Source organism: Allochromatium tepidum, from assembly GCF_018409545.1.
In the GTDB taxonomy this organism is placed as follows: Bacteria; Pseudomonadota; Gammaproteobacteria; order Chromatiales; family Chromatiaceae; genus Thermochromatium; species Thermochromatium tepidum_A.
Window position 1 is genome coordinate 1,955,216 of sequence record NZ_AP024563.1, and the last position, 23,267, is coordinate 1,978,482.

At 62.3% G+C, this 23,267-nt stretch carries 26 protein-coding genes, 2 tRNA genes and 1 pseudogene; 21 read left to right on the forward strand and 8 right to left on the reverse strand.

The window, feature by feature from the left end; translation table 11 throughout:
• Window positions 1-10: 10 nt before the first annotated feature.
• A tRNA-Phe gene (locus tag Atep_RS09455) sits at window positions 11-86 on the forward strand.
• Window positions 87-500: 414 nt separating this feature from the next.
• Here Atep_RS09455 and Atep_RS09460 read toward each other — a convergent pair.
• The gene (locus Atep_RS09460; protein WP_213378306.1) at window positions 501-758 is read right to left on the reverse strand and encodes a YgiT-type zinc finger protein; all 258 of its coding nucleotides are present in this window, start codon (window positions 756-758) and stop codon (window positions 501-503) included.
• Between the two features lie 102 nt (window positions 759-860).
• On the opposite strand from Atep_RS09460, the gene Atep_RS09465 reads away from it, so the two are divergent.
• The 4 genes from Atep_RS09465 to Atep_RS09480 all read left to right on the forward strand — a co-directional run bounded on the left by Atep_RS09465 (window position 861) and on the right by Atep_RS09480 (window position 4,356).
• Entirely contained in the window at window positions 861-1,652 is a 792-nt protein-coding gene (locus tag Atep_RS09465; RefSeq protein WP_236786104.1) for an IS701 family transposase, read from the forward strand.
• Window positions 1,653-1,691: 39 nt separating this feature from the next.
• The gene (locus Atep_RS09470) at window positions 1,692-2,639 is read left to right on the forward strand and encodes an IS1595 family transposase (RefSeq protein WP_213378307.1); all 948 of its coding nucleotides are present in this window, start codon (window positions 1,692-1,694) and stop codon (window positions 2,637-2,639) included.
• Window positions 2,640-3,017: 378 nt separating this feature from the next.
• On the forward strand, window positions 3,018-3,965 hold the full coding sequence (locus tag Atep_RS09475; RefSeq protein ID WP_213378308.1) for an IS1595 family transposase: 948 nt from the start codon (window positions 3,018-3,020) through the stop codon (window positions 3,963-3,965).
• A gap of 16 nt (window positions 3,966-3,981) precedes the next feature.
• On the forward strand, window positions 3,982-4,356 hold the full coding sequence (locus tag Atep_RS09480) for a hypothetical protein (RefSeq protein WP_236786106.1): 375 nt from the start codon (window positions 3,982-3,984) through the stop codon (window positions 4,354-4,356).
• Between the two features lie 301 nt (window positions 4,357-4,657).
• On the opposite strand, the gene Atep_RS09485 is transcribed toward Atep_RS09480, so the two are convergent.
• Window positions 4,658-5,206 carry a hypothetical protein gene (locus tag Atep_RS09485; RefSeq protein ID WP_213378309.1) on the reverse strand — a complete coding sequence of 183 codons (549 nt, stop codon included), beginning with the start codon at window positions 5,204-5,206 and terminating at the stop codon, window positions 4,658-4,660.
• A 329-nt stretch (window positions 5,207-5,535) separates the two neighbouring features.
• On the opposite strand from Atep_RS09485, the gene Atep_RS09490 reads away from it, so the two are divergent.
• Complete coding sequence (locus Atep_RS09490; protein WP_213381515.1) at window positions 5,536-7,164, forward strand: IS66 family transposase; 1,629 nt, start codon at window positions 5,536-5,538, stop codon at window positions 7,162-7,164.
• A 45-nt stretch (window positions 7,165-7,209) separates the two neighbouring features.
• Here Atep_RS09490 and Atep_RS09495 read toward each other — a convergent pair.
• Window positions 7,210-7,285 (reverse strand) — tRNA-Asn (locus Atep_RS09495).
• A gap of 41 nt (window positions 7,286-7,326) precedes the next feature.
• Window positions 7,327-8,517, reverse strand: coding sequence for a pyridoxal phosphate-dependent aminotransferase (locus Atep_RS09500; protein ID WP_213378310.1), 1,191 nt, complete (start codon window positions 8,515-8,517; stop codon window positions 7,327-7,329).
• Window positions 8,518-8,660: 143 nt separating this feature from the next.
• Here Atep_RS09500 and uvrB point away from each other — a divergent pair, with 143 nt between their 5' ends.
• Complete coding sequence (gene uvrB / locus Atep_RS09505; protein ID WP_213378311.1) at window positions 8,661-10,679, forward strand: excinuclease ABC subunit UvrB; 2,019 nt, start codon at window positions 8,661-8,663, stop codon at window positions 10,677-10,679.
• Window positions 10,676-11,443, forward strand: coding sequence for a glutaminyl-peptide cyclotransferase (locus tag Atep_RS09510; protein ID WP_213378312.1), 768 nt, complete (start codon window positions 10,676-10,678; stop codon window positions 11,441-11,443). The genes uvrB and Atep_RS09510 overlap by 4 nt, the downstream gene beginning before the upstream one ends.
• A gap of 55 nt (window positions 11,444-11,498) precedes the next feature.
• On the opposite strand, the gene Atep_RS09515 is transcribed toward Atep_RS09510, so the two are convergent.
• The 3 genes from Atep_RS09515 to Atep_RS09525 all read right to left on the reverse strand — a co-directional run bounded on the left by Atep_RS09515 (window position 11,499) and on the right by Atep_RS09525 (window position 14,494).
• Complete coding sequence (locus tag Atep_RS09515; protein ID WP_213378313.1) at window positions 11,499-11,867, reverse strand: sulfur globule family protein; 369 nt, start codon at window positions 11,865-11,867, stop codon at window positions 11,499-11,501.
• 229 nt (window positions 11,868-12,096) lie between these two features.
• Entirely contained in the window at window positions 12,097-12,951 is an 855-nt protein-coding gene (locus Atep_RS09520) for a uracil-DNA glycosylase (RefSeq protein WP_213378314.1), read from the reverse strand.
• Window positions 12,944-14,494, reverse strand: coding sequence for a 2-isopropylmalate synthase (locus Atep_RS09525; protein WP_213378315.1), 1,551 nt, complete (start codon window positions 14,492-14,494; stop codon window positions 12,944-12,946). Before Atep_RS09525 ends, Atep_RS09520 begins: the two co-directional genes overlap by 8 nt.
• 278 nt (window positions 14,495-14,772) lie before the next feature.
• Here Atep_RS09525 and Atep_RS09530 point away from each other — a divergent pair, with 278 nt between their 5' ends.
• The 6 genes and pseudogenes from Atep_RS09530 (at window position 14,773) to Atep_RS09555 (ending at window position 17,760) form a co-directional block, all read left to right on the forward strand.
• Window positions 14,773-15,264, forward strand: coding sequence for an AAA family ATPase (locus tag Atep_RS09530; RefSeq protein WP_213378316.1), 492 nt, complete (start codon window positions 14,773-14,775; stop codon window positions 15,262-15,264).
• A 146-nt stretch (window positions 15,265-15,410) separates the two neighbouring features.
• Entirely contained in the window at window positions 15,411-15,599 is a 189-nt protein-coding gene (locus Atep_RS17145) for a DUF4160 domain-containing protein (protein WP_419467485.1), read from the forward strand.
• The gene (locus Atep_RS09540; RefSeq protein ID WP_213378318.1) at window positions 15,596-16,090 is read left to right on the forward strand and encodes a DUF2442 domain-containing protein; all 495 of its coding nucleotides are present in this window, start codon (window positions 15,596-15,598) and stop codon (window positions 16,088-16,090) included. The genes Atep_RS17145 and Atep_RS09540 overlap by 4 nt, the downstream gene beginning before the upstream one ends.
• A 72-nt stretch (window positions 16,091-16,162) precedes the next feature.
• Entirely contained in the window at window positions 16,163-17,095 is a 933-nt protein-coding gene (locus Atep_RS09545; RefSeq protein WP_213378319.1) for a DnaJ C-terminal domain-containing protein, read from the forward strand.
• A pseudogene (locus Atep_RS09550) lies at window positions 17,088-17,268 on the forward strand (DUF1538 family protein); the annotation flags it as partial. The gene Atep_RS09545 and the pseudogene Atep_RS09550, both read left to right, overlap by 8 nt.
• A gap of 69 nt (window positions 17,269-17,337) precedes the next feature.
• Window positions 17,338-17,760: a CBS domain-containing protein gene (locus tag Atep_RS09555; protein WP_213378320.1), complete on the forward strand. Its 423-nt coding sequence runs from the start codon at window positions 17,338-17,340 to the stop codon at window positions 17,758-17,760.
• Window positions 17,761-17,773: 13 nt separating this feature from the next.
• On the opposite strand, the gene nadC is transcribed toward Atep_RS09555, so the two are convergent.
• The gene (gene nadC, locus Atep_RS09560; RefSeq protein ID WP_213378321.1) at window positions 17,774-18,658 is read right to left on the reverse strand and encodes a carboxylating nicotinate-nucleotide diphosphorylase; all 885 of its coding nucleotides are present in this window, start codon (window positions 18,656-18,658) and stop codon (window positions 17,774-17,776) included.
• 133 nt (window positions 18,659-18,791) lie between these two features.
• Between nadC and ampD the strand changes: the two genes are divergently transcribed.
• From ampD to Atep_RS09595, 7 genes are all read left to right on the forward strand, one after another.
• The gene (gene ampD / locus Atep_RS09565) at window positions 18,792-19,448 is read left to right on the forward strand and encodes a 1,6-anhydro-N-acetylmuramyl-L-alanine amidase AmpD (RefSeq protein WP_213378322.1); all 657 of its coding nucleotides are present in this window, start codon (window positions 18,792-18,794) and stop codon (window positions 19,446-19,448) included.
• A gap of 63 nt (window positions 19,449-19,511) precedes the next feature.
• Entirely contained in the window at window positions 19,512-19,895 is a 384-nt protein-coding gene (locus Atep_RS09570) for a hypothetical protein (RefSeq protein WP_213378323.1), read from the forward strand.
• A complete protein-coding gene (locus Atep_RS09575) occupies window positions 19,879-20,169 on the forward strand; it encodes a hypothetical protein (RefSeq protein ID WP_213378324.1) in 291 nt (96 codons plus the stop codon). The genes Atep_RS09570 and Atep_RS09575 overlap by 17 nt, the downstream gene beginning before the upstream one ends.
• 116 nt (window positions 20,170-20,285) lie before the next feature.
• Window positions 20,286-20,846: a pseudouridine synthase gene (locus tag Atep_RS09580; RefSeq protein WP_419466885.1), complete on the forward strand. Its 561-nt coding sequence runs from the start codon at window positions 20,286-20,288 to the stop codon at window positions 20,844-20,846.
• A 5-nt stretch (window positions 20,847-20,851) separates the two neighbouring features.
• A complete protein-coding gene (locus tag Atep_RS09585; RefSeq protein ID WP_213378325.1) occupies window positions 20,852-21,745 on the forward strand; it encodes an energy transducer TonB in 894 nt (297 codons plus the stop codon).
• A gap of 100 nt (window positions 21,746-21,845) precedes the next feature.
• Complete coding sequence (locus Atep_RS09590) at window positions 21,846-22,628, forward strand: DUF3050 domain-containing protein (RefSeq protein ID WP_213378326.1); 783 nt, start codon at window positions 21,846-21,848, stop codon at window positions 22,626-22,628.
• An 84-nt stretch (window positions 22,629-22,712) separates the two neighbouring features.
• Entirely contained in the window at window positions 22,713-23,015 is a 303-nt protein-coding gene (locus Atep_RS09595; protein ID WP_213378327.1) for a TusE/DsrC/DsvC family sulfur relay protein, read from the forward strand.
• The last annotated feature ends 252 nt before the right edge of the window (window positions 23,016-23,267 follow it).

A 23,267-nucleotide genomic window follows, 5' to 3' on the forward strand; every position in this document is an offset into this window, starting at 1 on the left:
GAAACTCCAAGCCCAGGTAGCTCAGTTGGTAGAGCAGCGGACTGAAAATCCGCGTGTCGGTGGTTCGATTCCGCCCCTGGGCACCAAAATTCAAGGGGTTAGGTGACAAGCCTAACCCCTTTCCATTTTCGGGGTACTCTGGGGGAACTTTTGGCGGAATTTCAGCCAGGGGAACCCGCCCCAAAGTGTTTCCTCGCTCGCCGGGGCGGTGGTCTGCCGCGGCATCCATTCCTGATCCACATCATGAGCCGGAACAGTTCGTCCAGATCCATTTCCCCTATGACGCGGTACACCTGGAACTGAACCTCAAGGCCGTCGTGTAGCCGCCGGCCTGGTTCGTCCGCCCCCTGTTCAACCCGTCCTTTCCGAAGGCCCTGAGACGCGCCCTGGAGATGGTCCGTATAGCGTCATCTTCACCAAGGCCGCCAAACGCCAGTTCGACAAGCCGCCGCATCCGGCCAGGCCGCGTCTGGGTATCGTGCATCCGCTAGCGATCGATCTCATCGGGTCGCCGTCTCGAACTCTTGCACAGCGACTTGTACGAACCGGCTCGGTGACTTGCGGTGCTCGACGATGGCGCGATGATCGGCTTCGATCCGCTTCAAGCCGTCGATTTCGAAATACTGCTCGCCGCAATAGTCGCACTCGAGGCAGGGAACCTGCTCGACGAACAGCAGATCTCCATTCTGCTGATGGATGTAACGGGTCGTCTTGGGCGTCAGGTGTGTATTGCCGCAGAAGCTGCATTGCTCGGCCATGTTCAGGCGCCTCGCTCATAGTACTACTTTGTCAGACTTGATTAAGCTATTGATTTTGCTATATTTTGCTGCACGTTCATTTTAACACGCCATGTACTCGATATGCTTGTCAAGCCCGCTGTTCCCCAAAAAGATCATGTGCTCAAACAATTACCCAGTAAACTGGCATTTCACATCGAAGAATATTACGATTGTTTTCAAACTGAAACATCAAATTGCCTTAATTTAGGCCAGAATTATATTCAGGGTCTTTTCAAGACAGAAGCGGGCAAACGCAACATGGAACGCCTGAACGAAGAACTAAATCTCTCTGGAAACGGCTATCAGCGTATTCAGCATTTTATTACCAATTCAACATGGTCTGCTCAAGGACTTATTGATGCCATTGCCCGTAAAACATCTGACCTATATGCCAGTCAAGACACATACAGACTCTGTGATGTTGGCTATATTATTGATGAATCAGCGCATCTCAAGAAAGGAAAACATTCAGTCGGTGTGGCGCGTCAGTATGCCGGATTGATCGGTAAGGTTGAAAACTGCCAAGTTGGCGTGTATGCCAGTTTGGTCTGGAACTCTCATAGTACTTTGATCAATGAGCGGCTCTTTCTTCCAAAAGAGTGGACGACAAATCCAACACGCTGCAAAGAGGCCGGTATTCCAGAAGATCAGCGCCTGTTCAAAACGAAGCCGCAATTGGCGATCGAGATGATCAAAGCCGATCTCGAAGCCGGTGTGCAATTTAGTTGGGTCGGCGGTGATGGCTTGTACGGTCATGGGTTTGAGCTGGGCAACGCCTTAGATAACATGGGGTTAACGTTCTTACTGGACATTCACAGCAATCAAAACATTTACCTGATTAGTTACGAACCTCAGCAGACTCGTCTCTTCTAGTCTACACTCTCAGTAGATGCCACTCACCGGAGACAGCTGATGCCTCAGAACACGATTCAGTTTCAGAAAGGCTTGAGTTTGCCGGAGTTTCTCCAGAACTACGGAACCGAGGACCAGTGCAAACAGGCCCTTGAACAGTGGCGTTGGCCGCAAGGCTTCGTCTGCCCGAGCTGCGGACACGCGGGTGAGCCGGTGCGCTTGCGCACGCGGGCGCTGTTGCAGTGTCGCCACTGTCATCATCAAACCTCACTGATCGCCGGAACGATCTTTGAGGCGACCAAGTTGCCGCTGACGACCTGGTTTTCGGCGATGTTTCTGCTGACACAGCAGAAAAACGGGATCTCGGCCCTGGAGCTCAAACGGCATCTGGGCGTGTCCTATTTGACGGCGTGGCGGGTTAAGCACAAATTGTTGCAAGTCATGAAAGAGCGCGACGATCAAACGCCGCTCAGCGGCGTCATCGAGGTCGACGACGCCTACTGGGGCGGCGAGCACCACGGGGGCAAGCGCGGGCGCGGCTCACCGAACAAGGTTCCATTCATCGCCGCGCTCTCGTGCGACGAGGACAACCACCCCATCGGCCTGCGCTTGGGTAAAGTCGCCGGCTTCCGCAAAACCGAGGTCGAACGCTTCGCCAAGCGCCACTTTGACCCCAGCGCCCTCATCCGCACGGATGGATTGTCCTGCTTCAGCGCCATCGCCGCGGCCGGATTCGAGCACCAGCCGATCGTCACCGGCGGCGGCCACCCCAGCATGGAGATTCCTGAGTTCCAGTGGCTTAATACCGTGCTGGGCAACGTCAAAAACAGCCTGCAAGGCCCCTACCATCATCTCAGCGGCAAGCATCTGCCGCGCTACCTGGGCGAGTTCTGCTATCGCTTCAATCGCCGCTTCAACCTCGCCGCCATACTGCCGCGCTTGGGCAAAGCCGCGGTGCGTACACCCCCAATGCCGCATCGCCTCCTCAAACTAGCTGAGCTATGTTAATAATCAGGAACATTTATCTCAGTGAGCCGGTTGTGAGCGTTCCGGAACCCACGTCCAAACGTGGAGCTAAACCCACACAGCGGCGCGCAGATACTGAACCGATGCGGGTGGATGTCTATGCCAAGGAGTTGGCCTCCTATACCTGGCCAACCGTCACGATTCGCGATGGAACGAAAGGACCACTCACCCTTTCGATTCATACCAGACGTGTTTGGATCTGGGATGGTGAATCGGAGCGCGCGACCGAACGAGTTTTGGTCATTACTCAGCGTCCCAACAGTTCAAAGCTTAAATATTCACCTGATTAGTTACGAACCTCAGCAGACTCGTCTCTTCTAGTCTACACTCTCAGTAGATGCCACTCACCGGAGACAGCTGATGCCTCAGAACACGATTCAGTTTCAGAAAGGCTTGAGTTTGCCGGAGTTTCTCCAGAACTACGGAACCGAGGACCAGTGCAAACAGGCCCTTGAACAGTGGCGTTGGCCGCAAGGCTTCGTCTGCCCGAGCTGCGGACACGCGGGTGAGCCGGTGCGCTTGCGCACGCGGGCGCTGTTGCAGTGTCGCCACTGTCATCATCAAACCTCACTGATCGCCGGAACGATCTTTGAGGCGACCAAGTTGCCGCTGACGACCTGGTTTTCGGCGATGTTTCTGCTGACACAGCAGAAAAACGGGATCTCGGCCCTGGAGCTCAAACGGCATCTGGGCGTGTCCTATTTGACGGCGTGGCGGGTTAAGCACAAATTGTTGCAAGTCATGAAAGAGCGCGACGATCAAACGCCGCTCAGCGGCGTCATCGAGGTCGACGACGCCTACTGGGGCGGCGAGCACCACGGGGGCAAGCGCGGGCGCGGCTCACCGAACAAGGTTCCATTCATCGCCGCGCTCTCGTGCGACGAGGACAACCACCCCATCGGCCTGCGCTTGGGTAAAGTCGCCGGCTTCCGCAAAACCGAGGTCGAACGCTTCGCCAAGCGCCACTTTGACCCCAGCGCCCTCATCCGCACGGATGGATTGTCCTGCTTCAGCGCCATCGCCGCGGCCGGATTCGAGCACCAGCCGATCGTCACCGGCGGCGGCCACCCCAGCATGGAGATTCCTGAGTTCCAGTGGCTCAATACCGTGCTGGGCAACGTCAAAAACAGCCTGCAAGGCTCCTACCATCATCTCAGCGGCAAGCATCTGCCGCGCCACCTCGCCGAGTTCTGCTATCGCTTCAATCGCCGCTTCGACCTCGCCGCCATGCTGCCGCGCTTGGGCAAAGCCGCGGTGCGTACACCCCCAATGCCGCATCGCCTCCTCAAACTAGCTGAGCTATGTTAATAATCAGGAATATTCATTGAGCAATGTCGATTATACCAAAACACCTTTAGAACGATTAGCTTACATGCAGGCTCAGCGGTATTGGGTCGAGCGTGCGTTTCAGGAAGCCAAAAGTGAACTGGGCATGTCGGATTATCAAGTTAGAAAATGGGATGCGTGGCATCGTCACATGGCGCTTGTGATGCTGGCACTCGCGTTTCTTGTTAAAGAGCGTATTCTGTACAAGCAAGATTATCCATTACTAAGCTCCCGCGACATTCGGCTCATGATTATTGCCATGCTGCTCAATGAGCCCGCCGCTGTCGATCAGCGTATTCAACAGCTAGAGGCTCGACATAAACAGCGACGCCGTGACATTGAGCGATATGATAAAACCGAAGCTACCAAATGATTTTGGAGCCAGAAATTAAAGTGACAAAGTAGTACTAAAAATCATGCGCCGCTGTCATGTCGAGCCGTATTTGGATGAGATGGCCAGATGGCCGACGTATGAAGAATATGTGCTTTGCGGCCTGATGACTGAGCGTGGACCTTGGCACCACATCCCGATCGTCGGTGCGTACAAGCGCTATTCGCCGCCCAGCGAGTCGAGTATGCGCCTGGCTACCCGTGAGTTGTGGAATAGGGCCGTGGCGCGTGTGACACCGACATTGATGCGTGCGCACAAGGCCGTGCCATCCCGCGCCTAGCGGTTAGCGAGGCGGCGGCGGGTGCTTCGGCGGTTTTGGGCGCTTCGGCGGGCGGAGGTGATGTCCGCCGATCAGCGTTGAGCGATAGGCTCGATAGCTGCGCGGCATATTGGGGCCGCCACTGCTATGAGCCGGCAACTGGTTGACGGCGGCATAGATCTGGCGGCACTCTGCCTCGGCGCGCAGCCTGACCGTCGAGCCCTCGCTGTACTCGCGGAACCAGCTTCTTTCGGCCTCGCTCATGGAGGCATACGCCACGGAGAACGGGCCGGCGATGCAGCGCTGCCGGAGAATTGCCCAGTGCTCAGGCAGCAAGCCGGGCGGCGACGGCTTGTAACCACACGCCGTGCGGATGTCCTCTCTGAGGCCCGCGCCATTTGCGCCGATGTACGCCGAGCGATCACCAGTATCAGCCGTGCCGCGATTCTCGACCTCCCGAGTGACGCGGGCCGAGCACTGCTCCCAGTCTTCTGTGACGTGGAGTAAACTGGGCTGTGCCGCACAACCGCCCAGTAACAGCGCCATGGCAACTGTTGAAACAGCCTTTTGCATCGCATCGCCCTCGTCTGATTTCGAGCGCCCATTGTGCTGGGGCGTCAAGGCGTGAGGCAAGGCTGCGTCTGTCTCAAATCAAGTTGCGTTTTGTCTCAAACTGGATTGCGCTCTACAACCAGAGAGGCATCAATGAACTTCGATGCAGACGACAGGCTTGGTCGCAGACGAAAGGACAGCCCTTGGCTGAAGGGACTCGGTGTCCCACAGACAAAAAAAGAGGTCAGCCTTTTGTAACTTCTCAATAAGTCATGGCGGCGTTGTCTGACGAGATCCGTTACAGTAGGCGTCATCCCCTGATCCAGCGACCAACCATCACCCACCGCCCCATGCCGATACCGATTCAACTGCCTGACATCCCGGAAGCGGAGCGCACGCCGCTGGTGGAGCAGTTGTTGAGTCTGATCGAAGCGCTGATGGAAGCCAACCAGCGGCAAGCGGAGCAGATCCAACAGTTGCGCGATGAGATCGCGATCCTGAAGGGAGAGAAGGCGCGTCCCGTATTCAAGCCCAGTGGGATGGAGGGGTCAGGCCAGGGCGCGGGGGGAGGCGAAGAGGGCGGTGAGGAGAAGCCACGTCGGGCCGGTTCGAGCAAACGGGCCAAGACCCAAGAGCTGATCATTCACGAAGACTGTCCGATCGCGCCGCGCGAAGAGGTGCCGGCGACGGCGCGCTTCAAGGGCTACCGGGATTTCATCGTTCAGGATCTGCACATTGGGGCGCACAACACGCGCTATCGTTTGGAAGTGTGGCAGACGCCGGAGGGAGAGTGGTTGTGCGGAGAGCTCCCGGCCACGGTGCAGGGGAGTCATTTCGGGGCGGGTTTGCGCGCCTATGTACTCTACCAATACCATCAGTGCCATGTCACCCAGCCGTTGTTGCGCGAGCAACTCCTGGAGTGGGGAATCGACATCTCCGTCGGTCAGATCGACGCCCTGCTCAGCGGTCGCAACGACGTCTTCTTCGCCGAAAAGGACCAGCTCCTGGAGGTGGGGCTGGAGGTCAGCTCCTACGTCACGGTCGATGACTCCGGGGCGCGCCATCAGGGGCGCAACGGCTACGTCACCCACATCGGCAATGACTTCTTCGCCTGGTTCTCCAGCAGCGAAAGCAAGAGCCGGATCAATTTCCGGCGCCTGCTGCAAGCCGGTGAGCCGTTCTACAGCCTCAATGACGAGGCCCTGGCCTATTGGCGCGCCCAAGGTCTGCCTCAGGCCATGTGCCGGGCGCTGATGGCACCGCCGATCCTGGAACTGACGACGACCACCGCTTGGGAGGCCCATCTTCAGACCCTGGGTATCACCCAGGAGCGCCATCAGCGCATCGCTACAGAAGGGGCCTTGCTCGGCGGCGTCCTGGCCAAAGGGCTCTCACGCGAGTTGGTCATCGTCAGCGATGGCGCCGGACAGTTCGCCATCCTGCTCCATGCCCTGTGCTGGGTGCACGCCGAACGCCGGATTCATACGCTCATCCCACTCAATGAGCGCCACCGCCAGGATCAGCAGCGGGTGCGCGCCCAACTCTGGGCGCTCTACGCCGACCTCAAGGCGTACCGGTGCGACCCCGATCCCGACGCCATCGCCGGCCTACGCGCCCGCTTCAAGGCCCTGTTCACCCAGAAAACCTCTTGGGCCACGCTCAATGCGCTCCTCAAGCGCCTCAAGGCCCATCAGCAAGAACTCCTTCTCGTGCTCCTGCGCCCCGACATCCCGCTACACACCAACGGTAGCGAGAACGACATCCGCAGCTACGTCAAATGGCGCAAGATCAGTGGCGGAACCCGCAGTGATCTGGGACGCCGCTGCCGCGACATCTTTGCCAGCCTGAAGAAGACCTGTCGTAAGCTCGGGATCTCCTTCTGGGACTACCTCAACGACCGGATTGGGCAGGTGGGCGCTATCCCGCCGTTGCCCGAGATCGTGCGCCAACGGGCTTTAGCCGCCAAGGGCGTGCCGTGAGTTATTGAGAAGTTACAGCCTTTTGAGCTAACCTCTTGTTTTATTTGGCTCCCTGGGACGGGCTCGAACCGCCGACCTAGTGATTAACAGTCACCCGCTCTACCGACTGAGCTACCAGGGAATGTCTTGAGCCGAATATGATACGGCCCTACCTGACCCGCGTCAAGCGTTTTTTACCGCCTGCTCGATCCGATCCAGCGCCCGCTCCAGCGTCTCACGGCTGGTCGCGATCGACAGCCGCAGATACCCGCCCAACCCGAACGCCGACCCCGGCACCACCGCCACGCCCGCCTTCTCGATCAGAAACTCGCCCAACTCCAGATCGTTGTTCACCCCATCCAGACCCTCGATCAGCTTTTGCACCTTCGGAAACACATAGAACGTCCCATCGGTCGGCAGACACTCGATGCCCGGAATCCGGTTGAGCCGCTCGACCACGAAATCGTGCCGCTCCATGAACGCCTTGAGCATCACCCCGATGCAGTCCTGCGGCCCGTCCAACGCCGCCTGCGCCGCCACCTGCGAGATCGACGTCGGATTGGACGTACTCTGCGATTGGATCGTGTTCATCGCCTTGATGATGTGCGCCGGTCCGGCCGCATAGCCGATCCGCCAGCCCGTCATCGAATACGCCTTCGACACCCCGTTCAGCACCAGCGTGCGCGGCGCCAGATCCGGACAGGCATTCAGAATGTTCACAAAGGGCGCCGAACTCCAACGGATATGCTCATACATATCGTCGGTCGCGATGATCACCTTCGGGAAATCGCGCAACACCTCGCCGAGCGCCTCCAGCTCCTTGCGGCTGTACGCCATCCCGGTCGGATTGGACGGACTATTGATGACCACCAGCCGCGTCTTCTCGTTCATCGCCCCCTTGAGCTGGGCCGGGGTGATCTTGAACGACTGCGCCGCACCCGCCTGCACGAACACAGGCAGACCGCCGGCCAGCAACACCATGTCCGGATAGGAGACCCAATAGGGCGCCGGAATCACCACCTCGTCACCCGGATCGAGCAGCGCCTGCGCCAGATTGAAGAAACTCTGCTTGCCGCCGCACGAGACCAGGATCTGATTCGGCGCATAGTCCAGCCCGTTCTCGCGTTGGAACTTGGCGATGACGGCGCGCTTGAGCTCCGGCGTGCCGTCGACGGCGGTGTACTTGGTGAAGCCGGACTCGATGGCGCGGATGGCGGCGGCCTTGATATGCTCGGGGGTATCGAAGTCCGGCTCCCCGACGCCGAGACCGATCACGTCCCGGCCCTCGGCACGGAGCGCAGCGGCGCGGGCGGTGATGGCAAGGGTCGCGGACGGCTTGACGGCCTGGACGCGGGCAGCGAGCTTGGTGGTCATGGACGAAAGTACCTGGATGGCCCTGATGGCTGGATTCGTGGTTGGAGGCCCACAATAATAGCGAATCGTCCGCTGTCCGACACTCGAATCGAACGCCCCTCCCCCACCCGCGCCCGTTGTGCGCGTCCCCGAGGTTTCCCGGCATGTCCAACCCCTCCAGTCCCGCCTTCGAACTCGTCAGCCCCTTCGCCCCGGCCGGCGACCAGCCCGAGGCCATCCGCCGTCTGGTCGCGGGTCTGAACGACGGCGAGGCCGGTCTGACCCTGCTCGGCGTGACCGGCTCGGGCAAGACCTTCACCATCGCCAACGTCATCGCCCAGGTGCAGCGTCCGGCCCTGATCCTCGCGCCCAACAAGACGCTGGCCGCCCAGCTCTATGGCGAGATGCGCGAGTTCTTCCCACGCAACGCTGTGGAGTATTTCGTCTCCTATTACGACTACTACCAGCCCGAGGCCTATGTCCCGGCGACCGACACCTATATCGAGAAGGACGCCGCGATCAACGAGCACATCGAACAGATGCGCCTCTCAGCAACGAAAGCGCTGCTGGAACGGCGCGACGTCATCATCGTCGCCACCGTCTCGTCCATCTATGGTCTGGGCGATCCCGAGGCCTATCTGAAGATGGTGCTGATCCTCAAGCGCGGCGAGCGCATCGACCAGCGCGCCATCCTGCGCCGGCTCGCCGAGCTGCAATACACCCGCAACGAGATCGAGCTGTCGCGCGGCGCCTATCGCGTGCGCGGCGACGTGATCGACATCCACCCGGCCGAGTCCGACGACGAGGCGCTGCGCATCGCCCTGTTCGACGACGAGATCGAGACGCTGTCGCTGTTCGATCCGCTCACCGGCGAGGTGCGGCGTCAGGTCTCGCGCTACACCGTCTTCCCCAAGACCCACTATGCCACCCCGCGCGAGACTATTCTGAAGGCCATCGATCTGATCAAACCCGAACTCAAGGAGCGACTCGACTGGCTGCGCGCCAACGACAAGCTGGTCGAGGCCCAGCGGCTCGAACAGCGCACATTGTTCGATCTGGAGATGATGCTGGAGGTCGGCTACTGCCAGGGCATCGAGAACTACAGCCGCTATCTCTCCGGGCGTCAGCCGGGCGAGCCGCCGCCGACGCTGTACGACTATCTGCCGCCGGATGCGATTTTGGTTATCGACGAGAGTCATGTCACCGTCCCCCAGCTCGGCGGCATGTATCGCGGCGACCGCTCGCGCAAGGAGAATCTGGTCGAATACGGCTTCCGGCTGCCCTCGGCGCTCGACAACCGCCCGCTCCAGTTCGAGGAGTTTCAGTCACGCCAGCCGCAGACCATCTATGTCTCGGCCACCCCGCGCGCCTTCGAGATCGAGCACTCGGGCGCGGTCATCGAACAGGTGGTACGCCCGACCGGACTGGTCGATCCCGAGGTCGAGGTGCGTCCGGCGCTCAGTCAGGTCGACGATCTGCTGTCCGAGATCGGCCCGCGCGTGGCCGCCGACGAGCGGGTGCTGGTGACGACCCTGACCAAGCGCATGGCCGAGGATCTGACCGAATATCTCGACGAACATGGCGTCAAGGTGCGCTATCTGCATTCGGACATCGATACCGTCGAGCGGGTCGAGATCATCCGCGATCTGCGGCTCGGCGCCTTCGACGTGCTGGTCGGCATCAATCTGCTGCGCGAGGGGCTGGACATGCCCGAGGTGTCGCTGGTGGCGATCCTGGATGCCGACAAGGAGGGCTTTCTGCGCTCGACCGATTCGCTGATCCAGACCATAGGCCGCGCCGCGCGCAACGCCAACGGCAAGGCGATCCTCTATGCCGACCGCATCACCGGCTCGATGCAGCGCGCGATCGAGGAGAGCGAGCGACGCCGCGCCAAGCAGATCGCGGCCAACGCGGCTCAGGGCATCACGCCCCAGACCATCCGCAAGGCGGTCGCCGATATCCTGGAGGCCCATACGCCCGGCGCGCCGATGAAGGCCCGCGACTATGCCAAGGTCGCCGAGCAGGTGGCCGAGTACGGACGCCTGACGCCCCAGCAAATGGCCAAGCGCCTCAAGACGCTGGAAAAGCAGATGTACCAGCACGCCAAGAATCTGGAGTTCGAGGAAGCTGCCGCCATCCGCGACCAGATTCGCGAGTTACAGACGCGAGGGCTGGCGGCATGAAACCTGGACTCGCTTTGGCCGCACTGGTGATGCTGTGGTGTGGTGTCGCTCTGGCCGACTCGGCGCCGGTACTCAACTATCGGGTGGTGGCCAGCTATCCGCACGACCCGAGCGCCTTCACCCAAGGCTTGATCTTCATCGACGGCCGGCTCTACGAGAGCACCGGCAACTATGGTCATTCATCGTTGCGCCGGGTCGATCTGGAAACCGGGCGCGTCGAGCAGGAAATTCGGCTCGCCCCCAATCTGTTCGGCGAAGGCCTCATATATTGGCGCGGACGCCTGGTGCAACTGACCTGGCGCGAGCGGCTCGGGATCATCTACAACGCCAAGACCTTCGAGCGACGGGAGACCTTTCAGTACCCCGGCGAGGGCTGGGGTCTGACCCACGATGATCGTCACTGGATCATGAGCGACGGCACGGACGAGCTGCGCTTTCTCGATCCCGAGACCCGGAACGTCGTGCGACGGCTGAAGGTCCGCGCCGGTAAGCGCCCGGTGCACAGGCTCAACGAACTGGAATACATCGACGGTTCGATCTGGGCCAACGTCTGGCGAAGTGATCATCTACTGCGAATCGCGCCCGACAGCGGCCAGGTGACGGCCGTGCTCGACCTGACGACGCTCTATCCAGCCGGCGAGCGCGAAAGTCCTGAAGCGGTGTTGAACGGCATCGCCCACGACGCTGCGACCGGCCGCCTGTTCGTCACCGGCAAATACTGGCCACGGCTCTACACGATCGTCATCGAAATCGCCGAGCCCTGAAACGAAAAAAGCCAGGCAGAGCGCCCGGCTTCTTTCCCCGACTTAGATGTCGCGCTTACTTGGACTTGGACTCGGACTGGGCCGGAGCCGCGGGAGCGACAGGTGCGCCGTAGGGAGCGCCATAGGGGAAGGCATAATAGGGGAAGGCATAGGGAGCGCCGTAGACGCCATAGGGGTAGCCGTAGTAGGGATAGCCGTAACCGTAGTAGGGGTAGCCGTAGCCATAGCCGCGACCATAACCGCGGCCATAGCCGCGACCGCCGCCGCTCATGCTCATGTTGAAGTCGCCGTAGCCGTCACCGAAGAAGTCGTCCATCCAGTCGGTGAAGCCGGGACCACCCCAGCCCGGACCCCACCAGGCGGAAGCGGAAGCGGAAGCACCCAGCAGGGCGGCGACGGCAGCAGCGGTAGCAAGCTTTTTCATTAGAGAGTTCTCCAGATCGTTTTGTCGTTGGCAGCAAGCGTGGCCAGTACTGCATCGACCACGGGGAAAAGTGTATATTAGAAAATAATTAAATAAGAAATATTATTTACCGATCGAGTTGACGAAAATCATAGGCAAGGCTGATCGAAATGTCCAGCCATTCGTTTCGTGTGGCATTGTTCGAAAAGTGGCCGCGTGATTCAAGACCTTGCAGCCGCCATTCGTCGGTTCACAGCCGCCGCCGGACTTCGGTCAGATCCTCCCAGGCCTTGGCTTTCTGCTCGGGTGAGCGTAGCAGATAGGCGGGATGATAGGTCACGCGCAGCGGGATGCGGGCCGGGCCATAGTCGAACCAGCGTCCGCGCAGTTGCCCGACCGGGGTGTCGGTCTTGAGCAGATGCTGGGCCGAGATCCGTCCCACCGAGAGGATGACCTTGGGTTCGATCAGGGCCACCTGACGGTGCAGATAGGCTTGGCAGGCCAGCGCCTCGTCCGGCTTGGGATCGCGATTGCCGGGCGGACGGCACTTGAGCACGTTGGCGATGTAGACCTGTTCGCGGCTGAAGCCGATCGCCGCCAGCATCCGGTTCAGCAACTGCCCCGCCCGCCCGACGAATGGCTCGCCCTGACTGTCCTCGTCGGCACCCGGCGCCTCGCCGATGATCATCAGATCCGCGCGCCGATCACCGACACCGAAGACGGTCTTGGTGCGTGTCTCCCAGAGTCGACAGGCACGGCAGCCGCGCACGGCGGCATCCAGCGCGTCCCAATCCATGCGCTCGATCGGATTCACCGCTTCGGCCTCGAAGGCGGGCGGATGGCCCATGGCGTCACACTCATCCAGCAGCGCGGGCGAGTACTCCACCGACTCATCCAAGTCGGTGAACGGTAGAGGTTCCAAATCCGGTATGGACTCGACCGACTCAGTACGCTCGACCGGGACCGGCATGGCCGTGATCGCCTCGGGCATCGTGACCGGAGGCGCACGCAATTCCCAGACGCTCACGCCCATGGCCTCCAGATAGGCCAGCCGCCGCCCTTCGTCGAGCGGCGGCCGTTCGACCGGTGCGCGCGTCTCAGACATCGGCCGCCTGCGGATGGGCGCGCTCGGCCGGATGCAGGATCTTGTTGCAGGCGTTGATATAGGCCTTGGCTGAGGCGACCAGGATGTCGGTATCCGCGCCCTGACCGTTGACGATGCGCCCGCCCTTCTCCAGCCGCACCGTCACTTCGCCCTGGGCATCCGTGCCGCTGGTGATGGCGTTGACCGAGTAGAGCTTGAGCGTGGAGCCGGTCTGGACCAGACCCTCGATCGCCTTGAAGGTCGCATCGACCGGACCGCCGCCGGTGGCCGTGCCCGAGCGCTCCTCGCCGTCGAGCGCCAGCACCAGGGCGGCACTCGGGGTCTCGCCGGTCTCGGAACAGACGCGCATCGAGACCAGCTTGACGCGCTCGTTGGCCGTCTCCAGCGTGGTCTCTGTGACCAGTGCCTGCAAATCCTCGTCGAAGATCTCGTGCTTCTTGTCGGCCAGATCCTTGAAGCGGGCGAACGCAGCGTTCAGCTCCTCCTCGGAACCCAGTACCACGCCCAGCTCCTGCAAACGCGCGCGGAAGGCATTACGGCCCGAGTGCTTACCGAGCACCATGCGGTTCTCGCTCCAGCCGACGTCCTGGGCGCGCATGATCTCGTAGGTCTCGCGATGCTTGAGCACGCCGTCCTGATGGATGCCCGACTCGTGCGCGAAGGCATTGGCCCCGACCACGGCCTTGTTCGGCTGGACCGCGAAGCCGGTGATGCCCGAGACCAGACGCGAGCAGTTCATGATCTGGGTGGTGTCGAGCCGGGTGTCGCAGTCGAACAGATCCTGACGGGTGCGCACCGTCATCACGATCTCTTCGAGCGCCGCATTGCCAGCCCGCTCGCCGAGTCCGTTGATGGTGCACTCGACCTGACGCGCCCCGTTGCGCACGGCGGCGAGCGAGTTGGCCACGGCCAGACCCAGATCGTTGTGACAGTGGACCGAGAAGATGGCCTTGTCCGCATTCGGGATGCGCGCGCGCAGGGTGGCGATGAGTGAGCCGAACTGATCGGGGATGTTGTAGCCGACCGTATCCGGGATGTTCAGGGTGCGGGCGCCGGCGTCGATCACCGCTTCGAGAATCCGGCACAGGAAATCGATCTCGGAGCGTCCGGCATCCTCGGGCGAGAACTCAACGTCGTCGGTCAGATTGCGCGCGCGCTTGACCGCGTAGACCGCCTGCTCCAGCACCTGATCCGGACTCATGCGCAGCTTCTTCTCCATATGAATGGGCGAAGTGGCGATGAAGGTATGGATGCGCCCGGCATTGGCGTTCTTGAGCGCCTCGCCCGCGCGGTCGATGTCGGCCTCCAGCGCGCGCGCCAGACCACAGACCCGGCTGTCCTTGACCGCCTCGGCCACCGCCTTGACCGCCTCGAAGTCGCCGGGGCTGGCGATCGGGAAACCGGCCTCGATGACATCGACCCGCAGCTTTTCGAGCGCCTTGGCGATGCGCACCTTCTCGTCGCGCGTCATCGAGGCGCCTGGGCTCTGCTCGCCGTCGCGCAGCGTGGTATCGAAGATGATCAGATGGTCTTTAGCGCTCATGATGGGGTCTCTGTGATCCGTGATCGGCGTTGGCTTGAATCTGGGGGCTATTCTAGGCGATCGGCAGGAGCCGGTGCTTGAGTCCGGCCCGGTTTGCTGTTAATCCTGCCGCATTCCACGCCAGGGGCCAACCATGATGACGCCCGATCTGCACGATCTCGAACTCCTGCTCCGCTCGGACACGCCCATCGTCCTGATCGAGTCGATCGAGGAGCCGCGCGTGGTCGAACTCTTCTCGCGCCTAGCACTGCGAATCTCCGAGCCGGGCTTTCGAGGGCGTGGCCACCGGCTCGGAGGACGAAGGGGTCGGGCGGCGCGTGCTCGGCACCCTGCTGACCTGGATGGCCGAGCGCCGTTCGCGCGTCTTCCTGGCCGCCACCGCCAACGACATCCAGCGTCTGCCGCCCGAACTGATCCGCAAGGGACGTCCGGACGAGATCTTCTTCGTCGACCCGCCCACCGCCGATATCCGGCGCGACATCTTCGCCATCCATCTGCGCCGGCGCGGACTGAATCCGGATCACTTCGACCTCGATGCCCTGGCCGAGGCCAGCGAGGGCTTCACCGGCGCCGGTATCGAACAGGCCGTGGTCTCGGCCTACTTCGCCGACAGCACCCGCGAAGGGGCCGCCATCACGACCGAGACGCTCCTGACCGAACTGGTTAACACCCAGCCGCTGTCGGTGGTCATGGACGCCCAGATCGAGCGTCTGCGCGCCCGGGCACAGGGACGGACGGTGCCGGCACATGAAGTGCCTTCAAGCGCCTGAGTCCCTTGCATCCTGGGGAGCACCGTCCCGATATATCGAATCCAACAGGCATCCGGATACCGCTCATGTCGATTGAGTTAGAGCAATCATTGCACTAATCTAGCTCCATGAGCACGCTTCAGCGTTTCAACGACAGTCGCGTCGTCATGTATTTCGATGACCACCCACCGCCCCATGTTCACGTCAATTTGCGCGGTGGTCGAGACTGCATCGTCGATCTGAATAGCCTTGAGATTCGGGGCCGAGTCGCCGAGCGCGAGATCCGCGAGGTGTTGGCTTGGATCCGGGCACGGCAATCCGTTCTTCTGGAGCAATGGCATAGGAACCACGCATGAGCGAATACTTCTTCCCACGGCTACAGTCCGTCGTCGCCCTGGCGCCCTACCGTCTGCGCACGACCTGGAGCACCGGCGAGGTGCTGGAACTCGACGTCGAGGAGCGCCTGCGCCGCCATCCGGCCCTGGCTCCGATCCTCGATCCCGCCGTATTCGCCGGCGTCCATATCAGCGAGTGGGGCCAGAGCGTCGAATGGCTCGATGAAGAGTTCGGGGCCGATAATCTCTACGCCTGGGCCAAGGAGCAGAACGGCGAAGTCAGTCATGAAATGTTCGATGAATGGATGACCCGCAACGGACTGTCCCTGAGCCGCGCCGCCGAAGCCCTGGGCATCAGCCGACGCATGGTCAGCTACTATCGAACCGCGCACAAAGCGATTCCGCGTCAGACCTGGCTAGCCTGTCTGGGTTGGGAGGCGGTCAAGCCGGACGCGAACGCGATGCCGCGTTGCGTGCCCAGCGCGCATGAGTACGCTGCTCTGCATGCCTGACGGCCGGCACTTCGCCCCCATCATTCGCGCACCAACCCGCTTCAGCCTCGTCCCCTCCGTTGAGACCTCTCGATGCAATACAAGGATTACTACAAGACCCTCGGCGTATCGCGCACCGCTTCGCAGGAAGAAATCAAACGCGCCTATCGCAGGCTGGCGCGCAAGTATCACCCGGACGTCAGCAAGGAACCCAACGCCGAGGCGCGCTTCAAGGAGATCAACGAGGCCAATGAGGTACTGAAGGATCCGGAGAAACGCGCCACCTATGACGCACTCGGCAGCGGCTGGCGTGCCGGCGACGACTTCCGTCCGCCGCCCGGCGCCGGCGGCTGGAGCGACTTCGACTTCAAAACCGGCGGCGCGTCCGGTGACTACAGCGACTTCTTCTCCAGCATCTTCGGCCGCGCTTTCCGCTCCGAGGGGCGTGGCGCCGGTCGCCAACGCGGCCAGGATCAGACCATCCAGCTCGCGATCGACCTGGAAGACTCACACCAGGGCGCGACCCGTCAGATCAAGGTCGATCTGCCCGGATTCGGCTCCAACGGCCAGAGCACGGCGCGCTCCCGGACGCTCAACGTGCGCATTCCGGCCGGCGTCACCCAGGGGCGCCAGATCCGGCTCGCCGGTCAGGGTCTGCCCGGACGCAACGGCGGACCAGCCGGCGATCTCTACCTGGAGATCGAGTTCAAACCGCATCGTCTGTTCACCCCCGACGGACGCGACATCCATCTCCGCCTGCCGGTCTCGCCCTGGGAGGCCGCACTCGGTGCCACGGTCCAGGTGCCGACCCTGGGCGGCTCGGTCAACCTCAAGATCCCGCCCGGCTCGCAATCCGGGCGTAAACTGCGACTCAAGGGACGCGGTCTGCCGGGTACGCCGCCGGGCGACGAGATCGTACAATTGGAGATCGTGATTCCGCCTGCCGAGACCGAAGCCGCCCGCGAACTCTATCGGCGCATGGCCGAACAACTCCCGTTCGATCCACGCGCCCAGTTGGGCGTCTGACAGTCGAGTCGCTACCACCAATATCGTCACCGTGCCCCTGATCGCGGCCCTGGGCATCGGTCTGGCCATGTCGCTGCGCGGGCGCAATGCCCTGACCCACGGCTTCGGCCTGGTCGCGCTGGCGGTGATGGTGCCCATGATCGTGGTCCAGTTGTACGGCGCGCTGGTGTTCAGCCTGGGCGATGCCGGTCTGTCCGGTGCGGCGGTCGCTCCCGTGGTCCTGGACGAGATCCCGGCCCTGGATGACGCCGCCCTGCCGACGGAAAGAGATCATGGTCAAGGACGTGGCGACGATTTCCCCCTTCGCCACCATTCGTGAAGCCATCGCCGAAATGCGTCGGCGCAAGGTCAAGTCGCTGGTGGTCAACAAGCGCCATGAGTACGACGCCTACGGCATCATCACCTACACCACTATCCTGCGCACCATCGTCGCTGAAGAGGGCGACATCGATCTGATCAACGTCTATGACGTCTGCGCCAAGCCGGTGATCAGTGTCCCGGAGCTGCTCGAGGTCAAGTATGTGGCCCAACTGATGTTCAAGCAGCGGATTCGACGTCTGATGGTGCTGCGGGACAATCTGCTGGTCGGTCTGGTGACGATGAACGACATCGTCACCTCGATTCCGGGCATGCTCGAAGACGGCTCGGTGTCCGCCTCCGGCTGATCTCCAAGTCGGGTCACAGCACGCGCATCGACAGATCCACCGCGCGCACGTCCTTGGTCAGGGCGCCGACCGAGATCCGGTCGACGCCGGTCTCGGCCACGGCGCGGATCGTCTCCAGGTCGATTCCGCCCGAAGCCTCCAGTTGCGCCCGACCGGCGGTCACGGCGACGGCGCGTCTCAGGGCGTCGGGCGCGAAGTTGTCGAGCAGGACGACGGGTGCGCCGGCATCGAGCGCGATCTCAAGTTCGTCCAGGGACTCGACCTCGATCTCGACCGGAACGCCCGGATGCAGGGGGCGCGCCGCCTCCAGCGCCGCCTGGATGGAGCCGGCGGCCAGGATGTGGTTCTCCTTGATCAGGATGGCGTCGAACAGCCCGATGCGATGATTGTGGCCGCCGCCGCAGCGCACCGCATATTTCTGTTGCAGCCGCAGTCCGGGCAGCGTCTTGCGCGTGTCGAGCACCCGTACCGGCAGACCGGCCACGGCCTCGACATAGCGTCGGGTCAGGGTGGCGGTGCCGGAGAGCGTCTGGAGATAGTTCATTGCGGTGCGCTCGCCGGTCAGCAGGGCGCGCACCGGGCCGTCGAGCACGCAGAGACGTTGGCCGGGCGTGATCGGCTCACCGTCGTCGGCGTCCCACTGAATCCGGATCTCGGGATCGAGCACGCGAAAGATCGCCTCGAACCAGGGTGCGCCGCAGAGCACGGCCGACTCGCGGGTGATGAGTTCGGCGCGCGCGAGACGATCGGCGGGCAGGAGCGAGGCAGTCAGATCGCCCTCCCCTACGTCCTCGGCCAGGGCGGCGCGCGCCTGGAATTCGATCAGGGCCGGATCGGGCCGATCGCGGATGGGGTCGAAAGGGTTCTGAGACTGGGAGACGGTGGAGGCGTAGGACATGGGCGATACCGACGATGACTGAAATGAACGAAGTGAAATAGCATAGGACAGCTTGCAGGTGCGCGGCTCAATACTGAGCCGGCAAAAACACGCTTCCCGCCAAACGCCCATAGATATCCAGGTACGCAAACGGATGGTCGCGACGCCTAATAGCGCTGATTCACGGCCCGACTCGGACATCGACGCCGAGGGTTGGCTGGCCGCCGCCGAGCGCCGCCCCTCGCCGAATCAGGACGCGCGCCCGCCCGAGACGACGATCGACCTGCTGGTGATCCACAACATCAGCCTGCCGCCGGGCGAGTTCGGCGGCGACTGGATCGACGCGCTCTTTCACAACCGGCTCGATCCGAACGCGCATCCCTATTTCGCGCCCATCGCCGACGTGCGCGTCTCGGCCCATCTGCTGATCCGGCGCGATGGCCGGCTGATCCAGTACGTCCCCTGTGAGCGGCGCGCCTGGCACGCCGGGGTCTCCAGTTTTGAGGGACGCGAGCGCTGCAACGATTATTCGATCGGCATCGAGCTGGAGGGCGCCGACGAGACGCCCTTCACCGAGGCACAATACATCCGGCTCGCCGCCTGCACCCGTCGGATCAGGCAGCGCTATCCGGCCATCGGCCTCGAGCGGATCGTCGGACATTCCGACATCGCGCCCGGCCGCAAGACCGATCCGGGGCCGGCTTTCGATTGGGCGCGTTACCGACGCGACCTCGGCGAGTCGAGGCGTGACTGCAGTGCTGACTTGACGCCGTCATCTGCTACGCTATTTGAAAATGCATCAAAAACTTAATGTGAACGATCGTAGATCGATGGCGCATCGGAAGAAGCGCCGCAATCTCGTGAGGAGAGGGATATGGCCAAGGCACTCCATGCGCGCACCGATGACGATTGTCATCTGCCGGCGATCAACAAATTACGGGTCTTGCTGTTCGAGCGCGAGGACGGCTGGTTTGCCCAGGGCGTCGACCTGGACTATGCCGCTACCGGCCGCACGTTGGAAGAAGTGCAGCAGCACTTCGAGCAGGGGCTGGCGGCGACGATCAATCGCCACTTACAGCGTTTCGACAGCATCGAGCACCTGCTGAAATATCCACCGGAAGCCGAGTGGAAGGCACTCAAGGAGCCGCGCGCTTACGACATCGATCTCGTCACCTGGCACGAGATGGGCGACAGCCTGATGCCGCTGCCGTTCGATGGAATCGCCTATCTGCCGGTGACGCATGCAGCTACCGCCTAAAGGAGATCCGCACGGCGACTTCGCCATGCAGTTGCCGCGAGACACGGTGCTGTATGTGTTGCGCGAGTATGGTGTCGAGGTCGAGTGCGACACGCCGATGCTCGACGGGCGTGCGCTCCGCACCTTGAGCGCCGATGATGTGATCGAGTGCCAATGGCTGCCCGATCCCGTCATGGGCTTGATGGTTCGGTATCTTGCACGCAAGTTCGGCATCCCGACACACGCCTTCTATTTCGACATCACTCAAGACGTCGGGCCTCCGCGCCATCACTGATGGCACAGAGCTCAAACTCAAACGGCGAATGAGGTCTCGCCCAATGCTCGACCAACTGCGCCTGCATTACCTGATCCATCTGCATACCGCCGCCCCCTGCCGTTCCAATAGCCCGCATGCTCGTGCTTTTCAACAAACCCTATGGCGTGCTCAGCCAGTTCACCAGCGACCCGCTCGGCTCGGGCGGGACGCTGCGTGACTTCATCCCCTTGCGCGGCGTCTATCCGTCCGGACGGCTCGACAAGGACAGCGAGGGCCTGCTGCTCCTGACCGATGACGGCGTGCTCCAGCATCGCATCAGCCATCCGCGCCACAAGTCCTGGAAGACCTATTGGACACAGGTCGAGGGTCGACCGACGGACGAGCAGCTCGAACGGCTGAGACAGGGCGTGATCCTGAAGGATGGCCCGACCCGTCCGGCGCGCGTCCGGACGCTCCCCGAACCGGATCTCTGGCCGCGCGATCCGCCGATTCGCGTTCGTCAGAGTATCCCGACCGCCTGGATCGAGATCGCCATCCATGAAGGACGAAACCGTCAGGTGCGACGCATGACCGCCGCCGTGGGTCTGCCGACGCTGCGTCTGGTGCGCGTGGCCGTCGGCGACTGGCGGCTCGACGGTCTGCGTCCCGGCGAATACCGGGTGTTGCAACAGCCGCGTTCGCGAGCGCGCTCGTGACGGCCATGCCGCCTGCCGCTGCCGATCATACGCTGAGACGCACTTGGCTCTGGCTGGCGCTGCTGCTCTCCGCCGTGCTGCATGTCGCCGTGGCCGCCGTGCTCTGGCGAGCGGAACGGCCTGACTCGACCGTAGCAGACACACAACCGTTGATGTTCGAACTCGTGCGCGCCGGGAGCGGCGAGGCGTCGACGGGCGAGTCCCCGCAACACGCCGACGCCGACCTGCCGTCATCTCCGGAGCCCGCGTCAGCGCCGCCCCCGAGCCCGGCAGCACAGGACGACGCTATTCCTGTACCACCGACACCGGCGCTCGTGCCGACACCGACGAGCACTCCAGCCGATCCTGTGGCAGCCGCTTACAAAACGGCCAAACCCGCACCGAAGACAGCGCAACGGCACGCCCGTCCGATCAAGCTTCGGCCGACGCCCAGCCGGACGCGCGAATCGAAGGAACGACCGAGCCGTCCACTACAGACCAAACAGTCGACGGTTAAGGGATCGACGACGGCATCAGCGACCGCGACCGTTGTCGGGAAGGCCGGCACTGCCGAAAGCTCGGGCCGCACGCCGACCACACAGTCGGGCGAGTCCACCGCCGGACAACGCGCCGCCGAACGCGCCTACCTAGCGGCCCTGCAACGCGCCATCGCCCGTCATCAGCGCTATCCGGCCGGCGCCCGGCGTCATGGTCAGACCGGAGTGGCGACACTCGCCTTCGTCATCGAGGCCGACGGGCGCCTCAGCCAGATCCGGCTCGCCCAGAGCTCCGGCCATGACGCGCTCGACCGCTCCGCGCTCCAGGCACTGACACGGCTCGGACGCTTCGACCCCATCCCCAAGTCGCTCGGCCGAAGCGCCTGGTCGCTGCGCATTCCGATCCGCTTCGACCTCGAATGAGCCGCCAACCGCGTGCTCTGTGCTCTTGACCTGGATACCGATGCACTTCAGCATCCAATAAAATACTCATTTTCGACCGGCTCACCGAGGACTCGACTCAATGGCAGCGCTCAATCTCGATCATCTCCGGCCCCTGCGCGATCAGCTCGTGGGACACGCCATCTATGGTGCCCTCCAGCGCATCGAGGATCTTCAGATCTTCATGCAGCATCATGTCTTCTCGGTCTGGGACTTCATGTCGCTGATCAAGTATCTGCAACGCGCCATCGCCCCGGTCGTCGTGCCCTGGCAGCCGGCCTCGGACCCGAGCCTGCGCTACTTCATCAATCAGTTGACGCAGGAAGAGGAATCCGATGCCATTCCGCTCGACTCGGGCGAAGTGCTGTACGCGAGCCATTTCGAACTCTACTGTCGCGCCATGCACGAGGTCGGCGCCGATGGCGAGATGCCCGGACGCTTTCTGCAGCTGGTCAACGAGCAGGGCATCGATCAGGCGCTCTATTCCTCCCTGGTTCCGCTGCCGGCGCGCTATTTCAGCGAGACCACCTTCTGCTTCATCCGCGAGGACAAGCCGCATCTGGTCGCCGCCGCGCTGGCGTTGGGACGCGAGAACCTGATCCCGAGCATGTTCCGCCGGTTCCTCGACCGCATGGCGATCACGGAGGCACAGGCGCCGATCTTCCACGCCTACCTCAAGCGTCACATCCATCTCGACGAAGACTTCCACGGCCCGCTCTCGATGCAGTTGCTCGAAACCCTGTGCGGCGACGACCCCGAGCGGATCGAGGAAGCCGAGACCGCCGCCGAGGAGGCGCTGTGCGCGCGCATCCGTTTCTGGGATGGGGTGCTGGAGGCGATCGAGTCGGGACGCGGTGCACAATAACCGATCGACTTGATAAACTAATTATCCGTCGCTACCTCCGGAGTACAGATTTCGATTCACGACATCCATCCGGAGAGAGAGACGATGAGCGCAACCCTGAGCGTAGCCCTGGACAACGAAGGATTCCTGCTCGACCGCGATGACTGGAGCGAAGACGTCGCCATCGAACTGGCTCAGAGCGACGACTTCGAGATGACCGAGCAGGTGATGCACTTCATCCGCGAGGCGCGCGCCATGTACGAGGAAGACGGCGTGGTGCCGCCGATCCGCATCTTCGCCAAGAAGCAGAAGGTCTCGACCAAGGAGCTCTACGACATCTTCAAGAAGGGGCCGATGAAGCTCATCTGTAAATGGGGCGGTCTGCCCAAGCCGACCGGATGCGTCTGAGTTCCTCGGCGACCTCGCGGCTGAAGTCGGCCAGGGTCAGACGCATCGTGCGGCGCGGCGATGAAGACCTCGATCCCGACCGCGCGCCCGTCCGGCTCCAGACCATAGCCGATCACCTGGCCGGCAAGAGGCCGCATTCGGGGCATTCGGTGAGTGAGGGGTGGGACATGTTGACAGCCGGCGTCGCGGTGACCTCTGGACGATGAGGCGCTGGTCGAGGTGTGATTATAGGACCCCGCGAACTGCGGGCGG

What these genes read in the sequence shown, in the direction of transcription:
- Atep_RS09460 (WP_213378306.1), bottom strand. Translation starts at nt 758, where the DNA reads ATGGCCGAGCAATGCAGCTTCTGCGGCAATACACACCTGACGCCCAAG.
- Atep_RS09465 (WP_236786104.1), top strand. Translation starts at nt 861, where the DNA reads ATGCTTGTCAAGCCCGCTGTTCCCCAAAAAGATCATGTGCTCAAACAA.
- Atep_RS09470 (WP_213378307.1), top strand. Translation starts at nt 1,692, where the DNA reads ATGCCTCAGAACACGATTCAGTTTCAGAAAGGCTTGAGTTTGCCGGAG.
- Atep_RS09475 (WP_213378308.1), top strand. Translation starts at nt 3,018, where the DNA reads ATGCCTCAGAACACGATTCAGTTTCAGAAAGGCTTGAGTTTGCCGGAG.
- Atep_RS09485 (WP_213378309.1), bottom strand. Translation starts at nt 5,206, where the DNA reads ATGCAAAAGGCTGTTTCAACAGTTGCCATGGCGCTGTTACTGGGCGGT.
- Atep_RS09490 (WP_213381515.1), top strand. Translation starts at nt 5,536, where the DNA reads ATGCCGATACCGATTCAACTGCCTGACATCCCGGAAGCGGAGCGCACG.
- Atep_RS09500 (WP_213378310.1), bottom strand. Translation starts at nt 8,517, where the DNA reads ATGACCACCAAGCTCGCTGCCCGCGTCCAGGCCGTCAAGCCGTCCGCG.
- uvrB (WP_213378311.1), top strand. Translation starts at nt 8,661, where the DNA reads ATGTCCAACCCCTCCAGTCCCGCCTTCGAACTCGTCAGCCCCTTCGCC.
- Atep_RS09510 (WP_213378312.1), top strand. Translation starts at nt 10,676, where the DNA reads ATGAAACCTGGACTCGCTTTGGCCGCACTGGTGATGCTGTGGTGTGGT.
- Atep_RS09515 (WP_213378313.1), bottom strand. Translation starts at nt 11,867, where the DNA reads ATGAAAAAGCTTGCTACCGCTGCTGCCGTCGCCGCCCTGCTGGGTGCT.
- Atep_RS09520 (WP_213378314.1), bottom strand. Translation starts at nt 12,951, where the DNA reads ATGTCTGAGACGCGCGCACCGGTCGAACGGCCGCCGCTCGACGAAGGG.
- Atep_RS09525 (WP_213378315.1), bottom strand. Translation starts at nt 14,494, where the DNA reads ATGAGCGCTAAAGACCATCTGATCATCTTCGATACCACGCTGCGCGAC.
- Atep_RS17145 (WP_419467485.1), top strand. Translation starts at nt 15,411, where the DNA reads ATGTATTTCGATGACCACCCACCGCCCCATGTTCACGTCAATTTGCGC.
- Atep_RS09540 (WP_213378318.1), top strand. Translation starts at nt 15,596, where the DNA reads ATGAGCGAATACTTCTTCCCACGGCTACAGTCCGTCGTCGCCCTGGCG.
- Atep_RS09545 (WP_213378319.1), top strand. Translation starts at nt 16,163, where the DNA reads ATGCAATACAAGGATTACTACAAGACCCTCGGCGTATCGCGCACCGCT.
- Atep_RS09555 (WP_213378320.1), top strand. Translation starts at nt 17,338, where the DNA reads ATGACGCCGCCCTGCCGACGGAAAGAGATCATGGTCAAGGACGTGGCG.
- nadC (WP_213378321.1), bottom strand. Translation starts at nt 18,658, where the DNA reads ATGTCCTACGCCTCCACCGTCTCCCAGTCTCAGAACCCTTTCGACCCC.
- ampD (WP_213378322.1), top strand. Translation starts at nt 18,792, where the DNA reads ATGGTCGCGACGCCTAATAGCGCTGATTCACGGCCCGACTCGGACATC.
- Atep_RS09570 (WP_213378323.1), top strand. Translation starts at nt 19,512, where the DNA reads ATGGCCAAGGCACTCCATGCGCGCACCGATGACGATTGTCATCTGCCG.
- Atep_RS09575 (WP_213378324.1), top strand. Translation starts at nt 19,879, where the DNA reads ATGCAGCTACCGCCTAAAGGAGATCCGCACGGCGACTTCGCCATGCAG.
- Atep_RS09580 (WP_419466885.1), top strand. Translation starts at nt 20,286, where the DNA reads ATGCTCGTGCTTTTCAACAAACCCTATGGCGTGCTCAGCCAGTTCACC.
- Atep_RS09585 (WP_213378325.1), top strand. Translation starts at nt 20,852, where the DNA reads ATGCCGCCTGCCGCTGCCGATCATACGCTGAGACGCACTTGGCTCTGG.
- Atep_RS09590 (WP_213378326.1), top strand. Translation starts at nt 21,846, where the DNA reads ATGGCAGCGCTCAATCTCGATCATCTCCGGCCCCTGCGCGATCAGCTC.
- Atep_RS09595 (WP_213378327.1), top strand. Translation starts at nt 22,713, where the DNA reads ATGAGCGCAACCCTGAGCGTAGCCCTGGACAACGAAGGATTCCTGCTC.